This is a genomic window from Vibrio pomeroyi, assembly GCA_041879425.1.
GTDB classification, from domain to species: domain Bacteria; phylum Pseudomonadota; class Gammaproteobacteria; order Enterobacterales; family Vibrionaceae; genus Vibrio; species Vibrio pomeroyi_A.
Genome location: CP090854.1, coordinates 2,935,737 through 2,954,022, shown reverse-complemented (window position 1 = coordinate 2,954,022; position 18,286 = coordinate 2,935,737). Strand labels below are relative to the sequence as shown.

Sequence of the window (18,286 nt, the reverse complement as noted above, 5' to 3'; positions counted from 1 at the left end):
TCTTCAGGGAACCAAGTCCGTTCATTTGTGACTACTGAGCATTACTAAAATATCCATCTATACTGGATGGAGGGCGAAGTAGTTAACTATTTGAATATATTGATCGGAGATAGAAATGAGCGATTTAAAAGCAGCAGCTCTACGTGCACTTAAACTTATGGACCTAACTACGCTAAATGACGACGATACTACTGAGAAAGTAGTGGCGCTTTGTCATGACGCGAAGACTGCAGTAGGCAACACAGCTGCAATCTGTATTTACCCTCGCTTTATCCCAGCAGCTAAGAAAGCGTTGCGTGAGCAAGGTACTCCAGAAGTACGCATTGCGACTGTAACTAACTTCCCTCATGGTAATGACGACATCGAAATTGCTGTTGCAGAAACAAAAGCAGCAGTAGCGTACGGCGCAGATGAAGTTGACGTAGTATTCCCATACCGTGCTCTTATTGCTGGCAACGAAGAAGTTGGCTTTGAGCTAGTTAAGCAATGTAAAGCAGCTTGTGGTGACATCACGCTTAAAGTGATCATCGAAACAGGTGAACTGAAAGAAGAAGCACTGATCAAGAAAGCTTCTCAAATCTGTATCGAAGCAGGTGCAGACTTCATCAAAACTTCAACAGGTAAAGTGCCAGTAAACGCGACTCCAGAGTACGCGCGCATGATGCTTGAAGTTATTCGTGACATGGGCGTTGCTAAAACAGTGGGTTTCAAACCTGCAGGTGGCGTACGTACTGCTGAAGATGCAGCACTATACCTAGCAATGGCTGATGAATTACTAGGCGCTGAGTGGGCAGACAACATGCACTACCGTTTTGGTGCTTCAAGCCTACTAACTAACCTTCTTAATACATTAGAAGTGACAGACCAAACTGCTGATCCAGCAGCATACTAATATCCCAATCGGGTGTAACAAGATTTAGTCTGTTTGATGGAGTGGCGTTAAGCCACTCCATATTACCTCTTTCCCCTACAAACCATACTCACTAGAGTTTGGGAGGCACTAATGTATCTACCTCAAGAAATTATTCGCAGAAAACGTGATGGCGAAGTCCTAACTGCTGAAGAAATTAACTTCTTCATTCAAGGCGTAGCTAAGAACACGGTTTCTGAAGGCCAAATTGCAGCATTCGCAATGGCTATCTTCTTTAATGAAATGACAATGCCAGAGCGTATCGCACTAACGTGTGCAATGCGTGATTCAGGTATGGTGATTGACTGGAGCCACATGAACTTTGATGGCCCAATCGTTGATAAACACTCTACTGGTGGTGTTGGTGACGTAACTTCTCTGATGCTTGGCCCTATGGTGGCAGCATGTGGCGGTTTCGTTCCAATGATCTCTGGTCGTGGTTTAGGCCACACTGGCGGTACGCTAGACAAGCTTGAATCTATCCCTGGTTATAACATTACACCAACCAACGATGTGTTCGGTGAGGTAACTAAAGATGCTGGCGTGGCGATCATCGGTCAAACAGGCGATCTAGCACCTGCTGATAAGCGTGTTTACGCAACTCGTGATATCACAGCAACCGTAGATAATATCTCGCTAATCACGGCTTCAATCCTATCTAAGAAACTGGCTGCTGGCCTTGATTCTCTAGTAATGGATGTAAAAGTAGGTTCAGGCGCATTCATGCCGACTTACGAAGCGTCAGAAGAGCTAGCGAAATCGATCGTTGCAGTAGCAAACGGTGCAGGTACTAAGACAACAGCAATCCTAACGGACATGAACCAAGTTCTGGCTTCTTCAGCGGGTAACGCAGTAGAAGTACGTGAAGCGGTTCAATTCCTTACGGGTGAATACCGTAACCCACGTTTGCTAGAAATTACGATGGCATCGTGTGCTGAAATGCTGGTGTTGGGTAACCTTGCAAAAGATTCAGATGAAGCGCGCGAAAAACTAATGGCTGTACTGGATAACGGTAAAGCAGCAGAGTGCTTCGGTAAAATGGTAGCGGGCCTTGGTGGTCCAGCAGATTTCGTAGCGAACTACGATAACTACCTAGAAAAAGCAGAAATTGTTAAACCAGTGTACGCGCTAGAAAGCGGTGTGGTATCAGCAATGGATACTCGTGCAATTGGTATGGCTGTCGTTGGTATGGGCGGTGGTCGCCGCGTAGCAACGGACAGCATTGATTACGCAGTCGGTTTTGATCACTTCATTCGTCTTGGCGAAGTGGCAAGTGAAGATAAACCATTAGCAATGATTCATGCTCGCAACGAACAACAGTGGCAAGAAGCTGCAACAGCATTACAAAATGCAATCACTGTGGGCGGAGAATATACAGCAACGCCAGACGTTTACCGTCAGATTCGTTCTGAAGACGTGTAAATAACAGGTATCGGCATACCTAGTGTATGCCGATAAACAGAGTTCTGGTGCAAAGAGCAATAAGTTGGTGAAGAAAATGAAAAGAGCATTTATTTTAGTTTTAGATTCATTCGGTATCGGTGAAACAGCGGATGCAGACAAATTCGGTGATGTAGGTTCAGACACTATGGGTCACATCGCAGATCATTGTGACAAAGGTCTTGCAGACAACGCAGATCGTCAAGGTCCTCTGACGCTACCAAACCTGTCTAAGCTAGGCTTAGCTATGGCTCATAAAGAGTCTACAGGTCGTTTTGCTCCGGGTATGGATGCAGACGCTGAAATCATTGGCGCATACGGTCACGCTGCTGAACTGTCTTCTGGTAAAGACACGCCATCAGGTCACTGGGAAATCGCTGGTGTACCAGTATTGTTTGACTGGGGCTACTTCACCGACAAAGAGAACAGCTTTCCAAAAGAGCTGACTGACCGCATCCTTGAGCGTGCTGGTTTGTCTGGTTTCTTGGGTAACTGCCACTCATCAGGCACTGAGATCTTAGATAACCTAGGTGAAGAGCACATGAAGACTGGCCTGCCAATCTTCTATACTTCTGCGGACTCTGTTTTCCAGATCGCTTGTCATGAAGAGACATTCGGCCTACAAAACCTATTAGACCTTTGTCAGATTGCTCGTGAAGAGCTAGAAGACTACAACATCGGTCGTGTTATCGCGCGTCCATTCGTTGGTCCGGGTAAAGGTCAATTTGAGCGTACGGGTAACCGTCGTGATCTTTCTGTTGAGCCACCAGCGGCAACTATCCTGCAGAAACTTGCTGATGAGAAGGGCGGTAACGTTCACTCAATCGGTAAGATCTCTGATATCTACGCAGGTTGTGGTATTACTCAGAAAACCAAAGCAACAGGTATCCCTGCGCTATTTGAAGCAACAAAAGAAGCGATCAATGAAGCGGGCGACAACACGATTGTGTTCACTAACTTCGTTGACTTCGACTCAGCTTACGGCCACCGCCGTGATGTTGCGGGTTACGCAGCGGCACTTGAGTACTTCGATGGTCGCATTAATGAAATCATCGATATGATGAAAGAAGATGATGTACTAATCCTAACTGCAGACCACGGTTGTGATCCAACATGGCCAGGTACAGACCATACTCGTGAGCACATCCCTGTGATTGTTTACGGTCAGAAGGTTCCAGCCGGTTCTCTAGGCCGTCGCGATACGTTCGCTGATATCGGTCAAAGCTTAGCGTCATACTTTGGTACATCGCCAATGGGACACGGCACAAGCTTCCTATAATAGTTAACTAAGAGAGAGGGAAACCTCTCTCTTCTTTTTTTGTTTTGAGATTAAGGATATTTTCAATGGCTACTCCACATATTAATGCTGAAATGGGTGATTTCGCTGACGTAGTTCTAATGCCTGGTGACCCGCTGCGTGCTAAATACATCGCTGAAACCTTCTTAGAAGAAGTGGTTCAAGTGTGCGACGTTCGTAACATGTTTGGTTACACCGGTACTTACAAAGGTCGTAAGGTTTCGGTAATGGGACACGGCATGGGCATTCCATCTTGTTCTATTTACGCGACTGAGCTGATCAAAGACTTTGGTGTGAAAAAGATCATTCGTGTTGGTAGTTGTGGTGCCGTGAGCGAAGATATCAAAGTGCGCGATGTGGTTATCGGCATGGGCGCATGTACTGACTCAAAAGTGAACCGTATTCGTTTTAAAGGTCACGACTTCGCAGCTATCGCAGACTACAAAATGGTACGTGCAGCCGAAGATGCAGCCAAAGCGCGTGGTGTTGATGTAAAAGTCGGTAACTTGTTCTCGGCTGAGTTGTTCTACACGCCAGATCCTGAAATGTTTGAAGTCATGGATAAATACGGCATTGTCGGTGTAGAGATGGAAGCGGCAGGTATCTATGGTGTGTGTGCTGAATACGGCGCAAAAGCTCTGACTATCTGTACTGTGTCTGATCACATCAAAACCGGTGAGCAAACTACATCGGATGAGCGTCAAACAACCTTCAACGACATGATGGTTATCGCGTTAGATTCGGTGCTTCTTGGTGACCAAGAGTAATTGTTCTTCACTGTAGCTTGATAAAGTAACAGATAACAAAAAGCCCCGTCGCTGCCTGAGCGTCGGGGCTTTTTATTGGATCTTTTGAACTGAGTCGTTATGAGTTTACGTTTTTCAACAGTAAGTTCTCGCCTGACTTCGTTGGTCTTCTACGAATCAACATGATGAACAGCACACCACTGACGAAGCCCATTAAAACCATACCAATCATGTAACGATCGCTCTTGCGGTAGTGGTGGTCTGAAATCGCCGTCATTTTACCAGTTTCGAAGGTCACACGAATAAAGCCAATGATCGTATGTTCTGCAGAGTAAATAGGTTCGACTAATTGCTGTCTACCGATACTTGCGGTTGAAAGTGGCGTGTCTAAGCCAAGAATCTCACGTACAGAGAGCGCTTTTTCGCTCGAAGCCAGTCGAATACCCTCAGCATCGTAGATGGTGGTATCGAATACCAGTCTGTCTTGAGACAGCTGATTGGTTAGATCAAGCAGTCGTTCTTGGTCTTGTTGTGTGATCATTTTGCTGGCTGAAAGTGATGCCTGAGATATTAGCAGCTTGGTAAGAGTTTCCAGCTGTTTCGCTTGGATCTTCTCGTTACCTTTACTGATCACGACCGTATTTTTAATCGTTACAACGAACATGGTAGCCAACAAAATGAGGGCTAGCATTCGTAAAGCGTTACGTATTGAGAACAATGATTCATTCATGTTTCACGAAGCCTGAAATAAACAAATGTTATGATTAAGACATATTGAGACTTGCGTTTTCAAATTGCAATAGGTTAACGTTTAGCATAGTTAATTAGGAATCATACACATGGACGCTCAGAAATATCTGCCGATTAAAAGGCATACTACATTATTAACTCGACTCCCCGAGACTCGTTTCGCATCTCAACTCGCTAAGGCAAAGGCCAATTGGATTGTATTTGGCGAGTACCTATCTCCACAATATTTTGATGACATCGACTTTTTCACTGGCACTTACAACACCATTCTTGATACATGGAAAGTTGGGCATTATGAAGTGGCACTGATGTCTGGAAACTTAACGCCTGCCCACGAAGAAATCCTACAAGCATTGAAGCTTGATTATGCTTGCCTTAGCGAGGTCCCAGACTTATCTAAGCCAGGTTTGATTGTGATGGATATGGATTCCACAGCGATTCAGATTGAATGTATTGATGAAATTGCAAAGCTGGCTGGAGTAGGAGAGTTAGTCTCTGAAATCACCGAACGAGCAATGCAAGGTGAACTCGATTTTGAACAGAGCTTACGCCAACGAGTGGGCGCACTGAAAGGTGCCGATGAAGCTATTCTGGAGCAAGTGCGTCAATCACTGCCATTCATGCCTGATCTTGTTGGGCTGGTGAACACGCTGAATAAGCTTGGCTGGAAAACAGCTATCGCATCTGGTGGCTTTACTTACTTCTCGGATTACTTGAAAGACACGTTAGACCTAGACCACGCTCAGTCGAACACTTTAGAAATCGTCAAAGGCAAACTGACGGGGGAAGTTCTTGGTGATGTGGTTTCAGCGCAAACCAAAGCTGATATCTTAGTGGAACTGGCTGAAGAGTATGAGCTGGAGTTGCACAATACAGTTGCTGTGGGCGATGGCGCGAATGACTTGGTGATGATGGGTTCTGCAGGTTTAGGTATTGCCTATCATGCGAAACCAAAAGTCGAGCAGCAAGCTCAAACCGCTGTGCGTTACGCAGGTTTAGGCGGGGTGCTTTGTATCTTGTCGGGTGTATTGGCTAAGCAGCAAAAAATCAGCTGGCAGGCCAAACCTTAAGGTTTGCTTAGTAAGTTCTACTAGCTGGAACTATAGTAGAGCTCAGATACAAAAAAGCAGGCGATGGGCCTGCTTTTTCTATTTTCAAATCCAGTAAATGGATGCAGACCTAACGAGTCAGTTCTAATCGAATCAGCACTTCATCGGTGATGTCTTCAATCTCACCATAGCCGATAAAAGCGGTGATCTCGTTCTCTAGTTTCTTCGCTTGGTGCATGCTAATTCGTGCCAGTTCTTCTAAGTCCGATTGGAACAAGGTGGTCAATGGATTAAAGATTGGCGCGGTTGTCACACGAAGCACATACACATCACCCAAGTGCTGCGCCTTCTTGATGAATAAGATGCGTTCTTTTGCCGAAGCGAAATCTTTTACCAACTTGGTATGCACGGATTGGATCTTGTCACCAAACTTCACCGCAGCAATATACACGTCGTGGTGTTTAGGCTCTGCGCCTTCGATTCTTTTCAGTGGTTCAGCCAGTAATGAGCTAGTGTGACCCTTAAAGATCGGCTCTAGTGAGAACTTTTGGTTGTGCCCAAGCTTAGCCAGTAGAGTGAGGTGCTTATTCAGTGGGAAGTTCACACCAATGATCTTACAACGCAGTGTTGAACTTGGCTTATCAATGAAGATAGGGTTACTGACCATCTTGCTCAGCAATATATTGTGCAACGATTCGAGCAACGAGTTGGTTGGCAGTATCTCTTTCTTCTTAATCAGTTTGCTTTGGTTTTGATCGATAAGCCCGTTAAGGAACGCGATAGTACGCATTGTCTTGGCATTCTCAGCAATAACCAATTGTACGTTTCGACCATTCGGGCTTACGCGAATCACATGATAAGGCACTGTGCTCAGTGGCAAGTTTTTATCATAGAGTTGTAGCTCATTGAAGTTGACTAATACAGGGTCATTAATCTTAAGTACCATTGGGTGCTCAAGGGTAATGCTGAGTCCGCGCTTCGAGATGTCTAAGGTGTGCCCGTTCGCTGCTGCACCATCTTGTGAGGTGAGTTGCAACGGTGATTTAAACTGGTATCTCGGTTCTTTACGACGAGTCTGAGAGTCAAAATAGATACTTTGAATGTTCCCAACCACAGTGCGTGGGTGACGGAAACGGTTCAGTTCACTGCTTGGAATGCGTGGCTTTTCACTCAATAGATAATCTGCCGCACTTTCGTGATCGCCAATTTCTTGCAAGATGCCGCAATGCGTCAGTTGCGCTGAGCTTTGAGCCAACGTGTCTGAGTGTTTAGCTAACGCTTGTCGCTCTGTATCAGAGAGTTCAAACACCGAGAACTTGAACGCCTTCCAACTTTTACGTTTACCACCAATGTGCCAGAACAGTTGTCTTTGCTCACGAGAGGCTTCAGGGAGCATCATCGAGTAGAACAAGGTTTTGTTCTGATGTTCGTGGGTAAACGAATAGATGACGTTACTGGTGCCTTTAACGCCAGGTTTCGCCAATAAGTTCATTCGTTGTTCGTTGAACAGGGTACCCAGAGCTTGTTGGTTACGCTCGTCGTGCCAGTATTGCCACAACGGATGGTTGTTATCCGTAAGTAATGCAAGCTTGAGTTCGCTACCATTGAAGAATAAAGGAAGGTTACAGGTGTGTTTTAGATAGGTGTGTTCAATGCCTCGTGTGCGAGTTCGAATGATCCTATCTTGGTTCTCATGGCTGGTTTTCTTACTGGTGCTATTTAAAGACTCATCAAGTAAGCGAGCCACAATATTGGTGTCGCTTACCTTGATAGTTCTCAGAAATTTAACTGCGTTGTTCTCGTATGATTCATCAATACCCAGAACGCGAAATTCTACGGCTTGGTTAACGTCGTTTTCTTGAGACTTTTCGACAAGTTCTGTGAATTTGACGCTGATGATTTCACCAAGGTTATAGCGAAAGGCACTTGGCACCTTAAATTTTGCACCTGAAGGGGAAATATCGACCGTAACACCGTGTAGGCTTTGCCCTTTCGATGTGGTGATCTCAACCTGTGAACTAATCTTGAGTCTGTTTTCTTGGCGCTTTAAGTCGTAACCTAGGTTAATGGCTTCCGCTTCAAACGGGCTGTTAGCGCTTGTGATGTCGTGGCTATCTTGAGACGAAGTATTAACAACACTGCGAAGGGGCTGAGTTCGCGGAGTCATTACTAACTCCCATGCGCCCTCGGTGTAACCTTTAAACTTTTTTGTACCACGTTGATACGCGTTCAAAGCAATGTCATCGAGCCAGTGCTTACGGCCATCGAGAGTGAACTGACGACACTCATTATCAATACGCCCGCGTAAATCAATGCTTTTTGTACACGGAGCCATGATACGATTCAGTTCCATTTTAACGAGCAGCTTCAGAGACGGCGATTCCCCTTCTGTCATTTGAGAAAGAAGGAATTCGAAATCTTCGGCGTGGTAAGCCGGGATTAAACGTTCTGCTACAGATAGAATTTCAGATTGCTGCATACTTTTCTTGTTAGAATGGACGGTGCGTTTATGTTATCGACTAGTTTAAATCGATCTTTAAGTATAAGTGGTATGACTGCAACTTTTATTTTCATCCGTACGGTCAAATAAGTCACAAATTGACAACATCATTGTGTAATTGAGTAAATTATTGAGGTTTTATGGCTAAGGCAAAGCGAGCTTATGTGTGTAATGACTGTGGTGCCGATTTTCCACGTTGGCAAGGGCAGTGCAATGCATGTGGTGCTTGGAACACGATTACAGAAGTTAGGTTAGCGGCTTCCCCTCAGGTTGCACGTAATGAACGGTTGAGTGGTTATGCGGGCGGTGCAACTGAATCTTCGGTTCAAACGCTGTCAGAAATCGACCTGCAAGAAGTACCGCGTTTTAGCAGTGGCTTTAAAGAGCTCGACCGAGTACTCGGTGGTGGTGTCGTACCGGGCGCTGCGATCCTGATTGGTGGTAATCCAGGTGCCGGTAAATCAACGCTGCTATTACAAACCATGTGTCAGCTTTCTTCTCAATTACCGACTCTCTATGTCACAGGAGAAGAATCCCTACAGCAGGTCGCGATGCGTGCGTCTCGACTTGGATTGCCAAAAGAGCACCTAAAGATGCTCTCAGAAACGAACGTGGATAAGATCTGTCAGGTTGCCGAAAAAGAACAACCTAAGATCATGGTTATCGACTCGATCCAAGTTATGCACGTTGCGGATGTTCAATCTTCTCCGGGCAGTGTTGCACAGGTTCGTGAATCGGCAACCGCATTAACGCGCTACGCGAAACAGAATAACGTTGCTGTGTTCTTAGTTGGACACGTAACTAAAGACGGTACCTTAGCGGGGCCAAAAGTACTTGAGCACATTATTGACTGTTCTGTTCTATTAGATGGCGGAACCGATAGCCGTTTTAGAACGCTGCGCAGCCACAAAAACCGTTTTGGTGCAGTGAATGAACTGGGTGTGTTTGCGATGACAGGCCAAGGGCTAAAAGAAGTCAGCAACCCATCCGCTATCTTCTTGTCTCGTGGTGAAGAAGAAACCTCGGGCAGTTCTGTCATGGTGGTGTGGGAAGGTACGCGTCCACTTCTTGTCGAAATCCAAGCGCTGGTGGATTATTCACAGCTGGCTAACCCACGTCGCGTCGCTGTCGGCCTAGAGCAGAACAGGCTTTCACTGTTATTAGCGGTGCTGCATAAACACGGCGGCTTACAAATGGCTGACCAAGATGTGTTTGTGAATGTCGTCGGTGGTGTTAAAGTAACCGAAACCAGTGCTGATCTTGCGTTGGTGATGGCTCTACTTTCTAGTTTTAGAGACCGCGCATTACCAAAAGATGTCGTAGTTTTTGGTGAAGTAGGCCTAGCGGGTGAGATTCGACCTGTACCGAGCGGACAAGAGCGTTTAAATGAAGCATTTAAACACGGCTTTAAGAAAGCAATCGTACCGGCAGCGAACATGCCTAAAGGTGGCATTCCAGGAATGCAGATCCACGGTGTGAAAAAATTATCGGAAGCAATTAATGCTTTTGATGAGTTGTAATTGAACTCACTTCAGCTACTCTATACAGCAGCAATTCAGCCTAACCTTAACGCCGATTAGGCTTTAGGTTAGCACTATAATTAACAATCATTTAGATTGTTACTACTGAGTGCCTTTTTCTATATGTTAGAAAAAGGCAAAGTTTTTTAGTCCCAAATGCATGCAAAGCTATCAGTCTTCACAGATTGTGATATACTCTGCGCGCATTTTATATCCTATTAACAGAGTAAGACAATGGCAGATTTATCGAAATACAGAAACATTGGTATTTTCGCGCACGTTGATGCGGGTAAAACAACTACCACTGAGCGTATCCTTAAGCTAACTGGTCAAATCCACAAGACTGGTGAAGTACATGATGGCGAATCAACGACTGACTTCATGGAACAGGAAGCTGAGCGCGGTATTACTATCCAATCAGCAGCTGTAAGCTGTTTTTGGAACGATCACCGTCTAAACGTTATCGATACTCCTGGACACGTTGACTTCACAGTTGAAGTATACCGTTCTCTTAAAGTTCTTGATGGCGGTATCGGTGTATTCTGTGGTTCTGGTGGTGTTGAACCTCAATCAGAAACTAACTGGCGCTACGCTAACGAATCAGAAGTATCTCGTCTGATCTTCGTTAACAAACTAGACCGTATGGGTGCAGATTTCTACAACGTTGTTGACCAAGTTAAAAACGTTCTAGGTGCTACTCCTCTAGTTATGGTTCTACCAATCGGTCGTGAAGACGAATTCGTTGGTGTTGTAGACCTACTAAGCCGTAAAGCATACGTTTGGGATGACACTGGTCTTCCTGAAAACTACGAAATCAAAGATGTTCCTGCGGACATGGTTGATGACGTTGAGCAATACCGTGAAGAGCTAATCGAAACTGCTGTAGAGCAAGACGATGACCTAATGGAAGCTTACATGGAAGGTGAAGAGCCTTCTATCGAAGACATCAAGCGTTGTATCCGTAAAGGTACTCGTGATATCGCATTCTTCCCAACGTTCTGTGGTTCTGCGTTCAAGAACAAAGGTATGCAACTTATCCTTGATGCTGTAGTAGATTACCTACCAGCACCAACTGAAGTTGATCCTCAGCCTCTAATGGATGAGAACGGCGAAGAAACTGGCGAACACGCTATCGTTTCTACAGATGAGACTTTCAAAGCGCTTGCATTCAAAATCATGGATGACCGCTTCGGTGCTCTAACTTTCGTTCGTATTTACTCTGGTAAACTGAACAAAGGTGACACGATTCTTAACTCATTCACTGGCAAGACTGAACGTGTTGGCCGTATGGTTGAGATGCAAGCTGATGACCGTAACGAACTAACTAGCGCACAAGCTGGTGACATCATTGCGATCGTTGGTATGAAGAACGTGCAAACTGGTCACACTCTATGTGATCCTAAGCACCAAGTAACGCTTGAGCCAATGGTATTCCCAACTCCAGTAATCTCAATCGCTGTATCTCCAAAAGATAAAGGCGGTTCTGAGAAAATGGGTATCGCGATCGGTAAAATGGTTGCAGAAGATCCATCTTTCCAAGTTGAGACTGACGAAGAGACTGGCGAAACTATCCTGAAAGGTATGGGTGAACTTCACCTAGACATCAAGGTAGATATCCTTAAGCGTACATACGGCGTTGACCTAACTGTAGGTGCTCCTCAAGTTGCTTACCGTGAAACTATCACTCAAGCAATTGAAGATAGCTACACGCACAAGAAGCAATCTGGTGGTTCTGGTCAATTCGGTAAGATCGATTACCGTATCAAACCAGGCGAAGCAGGTTCTGGCTTCAAGTTCAACTCTGTAGTTGTGGGCGGTAACGTTCCTAAAGAATTCTGGCCTGCAGTTGAGAAAGGCTTCGCATCTATGATGGAAAACGGCGTACTAGCTGGCTTCCCAACTCTAGACGTTGAAGTTGAACTTTTCGATGGTGGTTTCCACGCAGTCGATTCATCTGCTATCGCATTTGAAATCGCAGCGAAAGGCGCATTCCGTCAATCTATGCCTAAAGCTGGCGCGCAACTTCTTGAGCCAATCATGAACGTTGACGTGTTCACTCCAGACGATCACGTTGGTGATGTTATCGGTGACCTTAACCGTCGTCGTGGCATGATCAAAGATCAACAAGCTGGCGTAACTGGTGTTCGTATTAAAGCTGACGTACCTCTTTCTGAGATGTTCGGCTACATCGGTCACCTACGTACTATCACTTCTGGTCGTGGCCAATTCTCTATGGAATTCGCACAATACGCACCATGTCCAACTAACGTTGCTGACGAAGTGATTGCAAAAGTTAAAGCAGAAAAAGAAGCTGGTAAGTAATTAGCCCTTTTCTCAATTAGCTAAAAAAGCCCCGCAAGTGAAAGCTTGCGGGGCTTTTTATTGCTTGTAACATACTACGAGATACGAGATGCGAGATGCGAGATGCGAGATGCGAGATGCGAGATGCGAGATGCGAGATGCGAGATGCGAGATTGATATGGTCCCGTATTAAGCAGATACGGGACAAATTTAGATAGAGCTAAAAAGAGAGGGACTAGCGTTTCAAATCAATGTAGATCTGCTCTACTTTAGTACGAGCCCAGTCTGTTTTACGCAAAAACTTTAAGCTAGATTTAATGCTCGGGTCTTTTTTGAAACAGTTGATGTTCACCATGTAACTCAACTCTTCCCAACCGTAATGCTCAACCAATTCAGTCAGTAGCTTCTGCAATGTGATACCGTGAAGTGGGTTATTTTCTTGTGTCATGAGATGTTCTCGCCATTTATTTGAGCCCAGTATATCAGTTTCGCTTTATGAATTATCAGACCATTTAAGCTCGTAATCTGTCTCGATAATAGAAAGCTCTTCTCGACCTTTATTTCCAAATAACTGAACCTGACTTTGCATCCAAGCTTCAAAGCGTTTGATTTTCTCGCGATGAAAGTATCCAGCAGGCGCACATAGGAAGTAATTGTATTTGGGCTTAAGTGCGATGTTACCTATCCGTACCAGCTTCTTTTCCTGCAAATACCGATAAACCAAGCTGTGCTTAACCAGTGCGACACCTTGAACGGATAGCGCACCTTCCAAAACAAAATGCGAACCATCAAATTGCAGTGATGAGCGTCCTGCTTTCGCTCCCACAACATCTAACCATAGATTCCAATCCATATCAGGCCAGCGGTCTTCTATTAGCTCTGCTTTGTGTAGATCGTCGATGTCATAAATACCATGCTTCTCTTGGTAGATGGGGTGGCAGACAGGGTAAACCACTTCGTCCATTAACCAACGCGATTCAATGTTTGGATAATTACCATGACCATATCGAACGCAGACATCGACATTAGAATCTTCAAACGTCACGAGCTTGTTGGTCGGTTCAATCAACATGGATAGATCTGGGTGACGATCGCGAAAGTCACCAATTCTAGGCACCAACCAGTGTTGGGCAAATGATGGCACGGTTGAAATAGACAGTTGAGTAGGGTTTGGATCTTGGTTAATTCGTCTCACACCATCTTGAATGTGGGCAAAGCCTTTCTTAGCTTGCAGGTAAAGCACCTCACCTTCGTGAGTGAGTACTATTTTTCGGTGCTGGCGAATAAACAGGTCTGCGCCTAACCATTCTTCAAGTTGGCGAATTTGTTGGCTGACTGCTGCAGCCGTAACAAATAGCTTTTCTGCTGCGAGCTTAAAACTGCCAGTTTCAGCCGCGGTATAAAAATAATAGATCCCTTGGAATGGTGGGGTTCGTTCTCTCACATTAGTTTTCCTTAACTGAATGCCAGTATCTATCGTTTGTCGCTAATGTGTTGTTGGTCGATTATTGACCATAAGAAAGCAGAGCGTCAATAGGAGAACGATTATGAACACGATAACCGCGACATCAAATACTCATCATTCATTCTTATCACTGTTATCAGGTAAGAAATTCTATTCTAAATTTAGGACTTATCTTCAGAATCGTAGAACGAGAAAACACCTAGCTGAGCTATCGGATCATTTACTTGAAGATGTTGGTATTACCCGAGGCCAGGCTAATGAAGAGATGAGAAAATATTTTTGGGAATAACTAAACTTCACGCACGTAACTCTTTCAATATAAAAGGAGTTACGTGAACGCGGAGTGTGATAAGTAATGCTGAGTTATCTTTGCAAAGCCAAAGCCAAAGCCAAAGCCAAATCTAAAGTTTAGCTCTTAGGTATTTCAGACACTTCTTCATGCAACCACTCAGTAAATGCCTCTATACGCTCTTTTCTCGGCGAACTAGGGTCAAAACATAAGTTCACCTGAACACCAGGTGTCATGCCAATATCAAAGGGCTTCACTAGCAAGCCGCGTTCAATGAAGTCACCAGCTAAGCTGTCTGTTGCCAAGCAAACCCCATGTCCCGCCATGACCGTGGTTAACCCCATATCAAAGGTGCCTACTTCCATCCACTGAATGGTGCTGCTTTGAGTCGATATGTTTGCTTGCTTAAACCATTCCTCCCAAGGGAAACAACCGCTATCAAACTGAATCAGCCAACATTTGAGGAGTTGTTCAGGTGATGTGAAGTTCAAAGAGTTTGCGAGTTCAGGAGAACAAAAAGGGTAAACCGGTTCGTTGATTAGCATCTCAAGAGTCAAGCCTTCTTCAACGCATAGATCTTCGCCTTGCCGAATAGCGACATCAATTTCACCATGCTTTAGGTTAGGAGTGTCACATCCTGTCAGGATCTTGATTGGTATCTCGGGATGTTTGACTGAGAACTTCCAAAGCCTCGGCAACAACCAACGTGAAGCAAAAGAAGGGGGACTTCTAACAACAAGCAGCCCTTGAATAGGTTCTGATTGGATCTTGTTTAACCCCAGCAGAACCTCTTGAAATCCATCAGAGACATGTTTAAAAAGTGTGTGCCCTTCATGCGTCAAAGTCATTGCTCGCCCCTTACGAATAAAGAGCTTACATCCAACCTGTTCTTCTAACTGTCGAATCTTCTGGCTGACGGCTGCCTGAGTGACGAACAGCTCTTCAGCAGCTTTGCTGTAATTACTCAAGCGAGCCGCAACTTCAAAGTAACGGAGACCTGAAAGGTGACGCAGTCTATTGTCCATAATCTCAGCTTATAGTTCTTGTTAATAATGGTTGTTCGATTATCGAACAGGTTGTTTTCATAATAGCGATAAATAAACAGGGAATACAGGAGAGAGAACATGAAAGCAATAACCTGTTGGGTCGGAAGGTTTGTTACTCAGGTACTTAAAATCAATGATAATACTAAGGTGAGGAAGGCGACTAAATCTAGAAAAGTTATCTGCTCGAAATCGTTAAGTCATCGAATGAGAAAGGATATCGGCTTAGATTTCGAGAGTAGTGATGCTGCGGATTATACTAAATACTTATAATTTGAGCTTACAAAAAAGGAGCCATAATGGCTCCCTCTCAATTTTGATTATTCTTCCCAAACCACTAGTTTGTCTTTCGGCCAGTTATGACCAACTTCGTGGTATTTTTGCTCAAGGATATGTCGTTTGATCTTAAGAGTCGGAGTTAACACGCCATTCTCAATACTCCACGGTTCCTTAATCATCAATACGCCTTTGATCTTCTCGTGTGAAGCGAGTTGTTCGTTCATTTTTTCGATAACACGCTTGGTCGTTTTCTCATAACGAGCTCGGTCAAAATTAGGGAAGTCGTGTGGAACGACAAGCAGAATAGGGCCTGGTAAGCCTAAGCCTATCAAACACATCATTTCTACGCGGCTGTATTCAAAGAGTTTGTTCTCGATCGGAACGGGAGCAACAAACTTACCTTTCGCGGTTTTAAAGGTATCCTTTTTACGTCCACGAATTGTTAGGTAGCCTTCGCTGTCGATATCCCCGATATCTCCTGTATGGAGCCAACCTTCAGAGTTAAAAGACTCTTGGGTCGCAATATCATTCTTGTAGTAACCAGAGAATAAGCCTTTGCCTCGAACTAGAATCTCTTCGTCTTCAGCTATCTTGAGTTCAATCCCTGGGCCAGCATTACCGACCGTACCAATTTTATCGGCTCTGAATGGGTAATTGAGCGTGCTGTAGGCGAAAGACTCTGTCATGCCCCAAGCCTCGGTAATGTGTAAACCAACGCTTTCGTACCATGCGAGCAGAGCGGGTGATACTGGCGCTGAGCCACAGCCGAGAACACGCGCTTGGTCTAACCCTAAACCATCAGCAAGCTTCTTCTTAATGATGTTGTTGATAAACGGAATCTTAAGTAAGAAGTTCAGTTTTTTCTGTGGCAACTTGTCTTGGATTCGCTGCTGGAACAGAGTCCATAAACGAGGTACTGAAATAAACAAGGTTGGACGATGCATTTTTACATCATCAATAAAGGTGTCTAAAGACTCAGGGAAAGCAGTAACCACACCTCCCATCACTGAAGAACCGAAGATGTAAACTCGCTCTGTAATGTGGGCAAGTGGGAGGTAAGAAAATAGACGATCATCTTTTTGGATACCGATATGATCGATTAGCCTCTGAACTGACCACGTAAAGGCGCCATAGGTCAGCATTGCGCCTTTCGGCAACCCAGAGGTACCAGATGTATACACAAGCGACATCAGCTTATCGTCGTGGTGCTGAGGTCGTTTAGTGGATGGTTCATGTGTATCGATGAGCTGCTCGAATGTGTGTTGGCACTTCGCCGCACTATCGTAAGGTAGTGAGATACTGACCAAGGTCGGATTGTCATCAAGTACTTGTTGAGTCGCCTTAGGATCGTCAAGCTTACCAGCGATCACAATCTTACTTTCACTGTGTTCAATACAGTACTGAATGGTGTCTGCACCCGCTGTTGGAAAGATTGGGACGCTGACAAAATCTCCTAACATCATGGCAAGATCACAGATAAACCACTCTGCACAGTTTTTTGAAACGAGAGCAACTCGATCGCCTGGTTGGGCTCCGAGTCCTTCTAATGCTGACGCCAGTTTGAGCGCTTTGTCTGCCACTTCTTTATAAGTGAATTCAACAAATTGGCGGTTAATTATTTGTTTTAGATAGACTTCATCTGGGCGTTCTTCTGCCCATTTTAAAATCATGTCATTGGGTGTAGGGAGAGCTGTTGCTTGTTCTTGGCTAAACTCGTTAGGCTGAATCATTGTCTAACTCCATGTTTTTCGCTAAGTTATTTTTGTTAAAATCATGTTAAATGTACCATGATTTTTTCTTTTAGGGAGTAAAATTAGCGTTTTCTGTTATCCGTGCAGGCTCGTCTGTAACTTGCGGGCGTTACTCCGGTCCTTTTCTTAAAGATTCTTGAAAAATACGACACATCCTTGTATCCACATTGATAAGAAATGACAGCGATTTTTGATTCGGTATCGGCTTCGATTAACTTCTTGGCTAATAAGATTCGTTTATCGCACACAAAGTCTCTAAAGCTTACTCCAAAGTGTAGATGAAACTTCTTAGAAAAGTAGGTGGTTGAACAATGGCATTTTTCAGCGATCTCTGTTTCTCTTATCTCTTTGTTGATGTTGTCCATAACAAAGTTAACGACTTCAGAGGTAAACAACTTTGCAGGTAGTTGATTATTGTTGTTGGTATCTCGGTCGAGATCGAAGTGAGGATCGAAGATATGTTGCGTTTTGGTCTTGAGTTCTTCGAATGTACTGGTCAGATGTTTACTGTTTGTTTCGATAATAAAGAATATATTCTTATGATTTCGAACGATATTAGGTAACGGTTTTGAGCAAATAATAACTATTCTTTTATTTAGGTTCTCACAAATAGCCAAAGCCATTGTAAGTAGTTGAAGTTTATCTGGCTTATTCAATATAAAAAACACTAACCTTACATCTAAGTTACTGATTATAGAAATATCTTGTCCAAAATTTTCAATAGGAAAGTAGTGGCTTATTTTATTGATAATAACAGCGTTAAAATCACTATTATTATCTGACAATAAAGGTGTTACTACTTTCATATAAATACCAACTCTATTTCATATTCAATTGTAAGTTTAAAAATAGATAAATTACCATGTGTAATAATTAGATTAGAAGCACCACAAAAAAGTGCAAGTGAATGGCAAAAAAATCCTAACCGAATGTGTGACTCACCTCT

General features: G+C 44.2%; 15 protein-coding genes. 8 read left to right on the top strand and 7 right to left on the bottom strand.

The window, feature by feature from the left end; all coding sequences use genetic code 11:
* Positions 1-115 precede the first annotated feature (115 nt).
* From deoC to deoD, 4 genes are all read left to right on the top strand, one after another.
* Positions 116-892, top strand: a complete 777-nt coding sequence (gene deoC, locus L0992_12880) for a deoxyribose-phosphate aldolase (GenBank protein ID XGB66609.1) — start codon at positions 116-118, stop codon at positions 890-892.
* Positions 893-1,003: 111 nt separating this feature from the next.
* A complete protein-coding gene (gene deoA, locus L0992_12875) occupies positions 1,004-2,332 on the top strand; it encodes a thymidine phosphorylase (GenBank protein XGB66608.1) in 1,329 nt (442 codons plus the stop codon).
* A 76-nt stretch (positions 2,333-2,408) separates the two neighbouring features.
* Positions 2,409-3,629, top strand: coding sequence for a phosphopentomutase (locus L0992_12870; protein ID XGB66607.1), 1,221 nt, complete (start codon positions 2,409-2,411; stop codon positions 3,627-3,629).
* A 65-nt stretch (positions 3,630-3,694) separates the two neighbouring features.
* Positions 3,695-4,414: a purine-nucleoside phosphorylase gene (gene deoD / locus L0992_12865; GenBank protein XGB66606.1), complete on the top strand. Its 720-nt coding sequence runs from the start codon at positions 3,695-3,697 to the stop codon at positions 4,412-4,414.
* 97 nt (positions 4,415-4,511) lie between these two features.
* On the opposite strand, the gene L0992_12860 is transcribed toward deoD, so the two are convergent.
* The gene (locus tag L0992_12860) at positions 4,512-5,123 is read right to left on the bottom strand and encodes a YtjB family periplasmic protein (protein ID XGB66605.1); all 612 of its coding nucleotides are present in this window, start codon (positions 5,121-5,123) and stop codon (positions 4,512-4,514) included.
* Positions 5,124-5,232: 109 nt separating this feature from the next.
* On the opposite strand from L0992_12860, the gene serB reads away from it, so the two are divergent.
* Positions 5,233-6,213: a phosphoserine phosphatase gene (gene serB / locus L0992_12855; protein ID XGB66604.1), complete on the top strand. Its 981-nt coding sequence runs from the start codon at positions 5,233-5,235 to the stop codon at positions 6,211-6,213.
* Positions 6,214-6,322: 109 nt separating this feature from the next.
* Here serB and L0992_12850 read toward each other — a convergent pair whose 3' ends face one another.
* Entirely contained in the window at positions 6,323-8,671 is a 2,349-nt protein-coding gene (locus L0992_12850; GenBank protein XGB66603.1) for a PilZ domain-containing protein, read from the bottom strand.
* A gap of 161 nt (positions 8,672-8,832) precedes the next feature.
* Here L0992_12850 and radA point away from each other — a divergent pair, with 161 nt between their 5' ends.
* Positions 8,833-10,212 carry a DNA repair protein RadA gene (gene radA, locus L0992_12845; GenBank protein XGB66602.1) on the top strand — a complete coding sequence of 460 codons (1,380 nt, stop codon included), beginning with the start codon at positions 8,833-8,835 and terminating at the stop codon, positions 10,210-10,212.
* Positions 10,213-10,446: 234 nt separating this feature from the next.
* Positions 10,447-12,534, top strand: a complete 2,088-nt coding sequence (gene fusA / locus L0992_12840) for an elongation factor G (GenBank protein ID XGB66601.1) — start codon at positions 10,447-10,449, stop codon at positions 12,532-12,534.
* Positions 12,535-12,748: 214 nt separating this feature from the next.
* Here fusA and L0992_12835 read toward each other — a convergent pair whose 3' ends face one another.
* Together L0992_12835 and L0992_12830 are read right to left on the bottom strand one after the other, a co-directional pair.
* Positions 12,749-12,961 (bottom strand): VF530 family protein, encoded by a 213-nt coding sequence (locus L0992_12835; protein XGB66600.1) that lies wholly within the window; start codon positions 12,959-12,961, stop codon positions 12,749-12,751.
* 45 nt (positions 12,962-13,006) lie between these two features.
* The gene (locus tag L0992_12830) at positions 13,007-13,957 is read right to left on the bottom strand and encodes a LysR substrate-binding domain-containing protein (protein ID XGB66599.1); all 951 of its coding nucleotides are present in this window, start codon (positions 13,955-13,957) and stop codon (positions 13,007-13,009) included.
* Between the two features lie 103 nt (positions 13,958-14,060).
* On the opposite strand from L0992_12830, the gene L0992_12825 reads away from it, so the two are divergent.
* Positions 14,061-14,267, top strand: coding sequence for a DUF1127 domain-containing protein (locus L0992_12825; protein ID XGB66598.1), 207 nt, complete (start codon positions 14,061-14,063; stop codon positions 14,265-14,267).
* Positions 14,268-14,386: 119 nt separating this feature from the next.
* On the opposite strand, the gene L0992_12820 is transcribed toward L0992_12825, so the two are convergent.
* The 3 genes from L0992_12820 to L0992_12810 form a co-directional block, all read right to left on the bottom strand.
* Positions 14,387-15,292, bottom strand: a complete 906-nt coding sequence (locus L0992_12820; protein ID XGB66597.1) for a LysR substrate-binding domain-containing protein — start codon at positions 15,290-15,292, stop codon at positions 14,387-14,389.
* Between the two features lie 338 nt (positions 15,293-15,630).
* A complete protein-coding gene (locus L0992_12815; protein ID XGB66596.1) occupies positions 15,631-17,319 on the bottom strand; it encodes an AMP-binding protein in 1,689 nt (562 codons plus the stop codon).
* 83 nt (positions 17,320-17,402) lie between these two features.
* Positions 17,403-18,146 carry an AraC family transcriptional regulator gene (locus L0992_12810; protein ID XGB66595.1) on the bottom strand — a complete coding sequence of 248 codons (744 nt, stop codon included), beginning with the start codon at positions 18,144-18,146 and terminating at the stop codon, positions 17,403-17,405.
* Between the last annotated feature and the right edge of the window lie 140 nt (positions 18,147-18,286).